Raw genomic sequence first — 2,338 nt, 5'->3', positions numbered from 1 at the left:
GTTCGCCGGTCAGGGCCTCGCCGCCGGTGATGCACATGCGCACCGGCAGGGTCTGCTGCTGGGTCGCCAGATGCTGGGCCAACTGGCTGCCGTAGCTGGGGGTGAAACCGAGGATGCTGATGCGGTGCTGACGGATTAGTTGGCAGATCTCTTCGGCGTCCCACTGGCCCTGGGCCCGCAGTACCACCTGGGCGCCGCTGAGCAGCGGCACCAGCAAGCGCTCGGTGGCGGCGTCGAAGTTGATGGAATAGAAGTGCAGCTCGCAGTCGTCCGGGCGCATGCCGAAGCGGCGGATCACCGCCTGGCAGTGCATGGCGATTTCCCCGTGGGACACCACCACGCCCTTGGGCTGGCCGGTGGAACCGGAGGTGTAGATCAGGTACGCCTGATGCTGGGGCAGGCTGATGAAGGGCAATTCGCCCGCCGGGTAGTCGGCCAGCAGCGCACCGTCCTCTTCCAGGCACCAGCGGCCGACTCCGGCCGGCAGCTCGCCCAGGGCGGCGAACATCCGCGCATCGCTGAGCAGCAGGCCGATGCCGCTGTCTTCGATCATGTAGTGCAGGCGGTCCAGGGGGTATTCCGGGTCCAGGGGCACGTAGGCGCCACCGGCCTTGAGGATCGCCAGCAGGCCGACGACCATTTCCAGGGAACGCTCCAGGGCCAGGCCGACTCGCACCTGCGGGCCCACGCCACGCTCACGAAGCATCCAGGCCAGGCGGTTGGCGCGGCTGTCCAGCTCGCTGTAGCTCAGGGTCTGCCCGGCGAAGGTCAGGGCCGGGGCATCCTTGCGGGCCAGGGCCTGTTCGCTGAACAGGTGGTGGATGCACTGGTCCAGACGTTGCTCGCCGGGCTCGACGCTCAAACTGTCCAGCAGGTGCTGCTGTTCATCGGCCTGCAGCAGTGGCAATTCGCAAAGGCGCCGTTGCGGGTCGCTGAGCAAGGCTTCCAGCAGATTGCGCCAGTGGCCGGCCATGCGCGCAATGCGCGGCTCGTCGAACAGGTCGGTGCTGTAGGTCAGGCAGCAGCCCAGGCGCTGGTCCAGGTCGGTGACTTCCAGGTTGAGGTCGAACTTGGTGGCCCGGGCATCGTTGACCAGGTATTCCACGGTCATGCCCGCCAGTTGCCGGCTTTGCTGGAATTCCCAGCGCTGGACGTTGCACATCACCTGGAATAGCGGGTTGTAGGCGGTGCTGCGCGGCGGTTGCAAGGCTTCCACCAGATGATCGAACGGCAGGTCCTGGTGCGACTGGCCCTCGATCACGGTGTGGCGTACCTGCTCCAGCAACTGGCCGACGCTCATCTGCCCGTCGAGCTGGCAACGCAGCACCTGGGTATTGAGGAAGGCGCCGATCAGCCCTTCGCTTTCCGGGCGGATGCGGTTGGCCACCGGCGCGCCGATGCGCAGGTCGCTCTGGCCGCTGTAGCGATAGAGCAGCAGCGACAACGCGGCGGTCATGGTCATGAACAGGGTCAGGCCATGCTCGGCATTGAAGGCCCGCACCCGGGCCGCCAGCTCGTCGCTCAAATCGAAGCGATAGAGTTCGCCCTGGTGGCTTTGCACCGCCGGGCGTGGCCGGTCGCTGGGCAGCTCCAGCAGCGGGTGTTCGCGGCCCAGTTGCCCGGTCCAGTAGTCCAGCTGGCGCTGGCGCTCGCCGGATTCCAGCCACTGGCGCTGCCACACGCTGTAGTCCAGGTACTGCACCGGCAAGGGTTCCAGGGGCGATTCGCGGTCGTCGAGGAAGGCTTCGTACAGCGCGCCCAGCTCGCGGGCGAAGATGTCCATGGCCCAGCCTTCGGTGACGATGTGGTGCAGGGTCAGGACGAAGTAATGCTCCTGCTCGCCGGCCTTGACCAGGCAGGCGCGCAGCAAGGGGCCGGTCTCCAGGTCGAAGGGTTGATGCGCTTCGCTGTCCGCCAATTGTTGCAGGCGCTGCTGACGCGCATCCGGGGCCAGGGCCGAGAAGTCCTTCCAGACCATGCGCAGGCCGGTGTCGGCATGCACCTGCTGATGGGCCACGCCATTGACGCTGGGGAAGGTGGTGCGCAGGGTTTCGTGACGCAGGATCAGCGCTTGCAGCGCGGCCTCGAAGCGGCCCACGTCGAGCACGCCAGACAGCCGCGCCATGCCACCGACGTTGTAGGCCGGGCTGTCGGGCTCCATCTGCCAGAGGAACCACATGCGCTGCTGGGAATAGGACAGCGGCACCGGCTGGCTGCGGTCTACCCGGGCAATCGGCGGCTGCTGGTTGCGCGCGCCGGACTCCTGGATCAGCAGCACCTGCTCGGCAAAGGCCCCCAGTTCGCTGGCTTCGAACAGCGCCCGCAGTGGCAGCTCGAC

1 protein-coding gene is annotated in these 2,338 nt (G+C 67.1%); it reads right to left on the bottom strand.

Going from position 1 to position 2,338, the window contains the following annotated elements:
- On the bottom strand, positions 1-2,338 hold a 2,338-nt coding region (locus F6S12_RS31230), incomplete at both ends, for a condensation domain-containing protein (RefSeq protein ID WP_315869805.1).

Origin of the sequence: Pseudomonas sp. JV245A (genome assembly GCF_032424515.1) — a bacterium.
GTDB classification, from domain to species: domain Bacteria; phylum Pseudomonadota; class Gammaproteobacteria; order Pseudomonadales; family Pseudomonadaceae; genus Aquipseudomonas; species Aquipseudomonas protegens.
The sequence above is the reverse complement of the archived record's forward strand: the minus strand, read 5'-3'. Positions and strand labels throughout refer to the sequence as shown.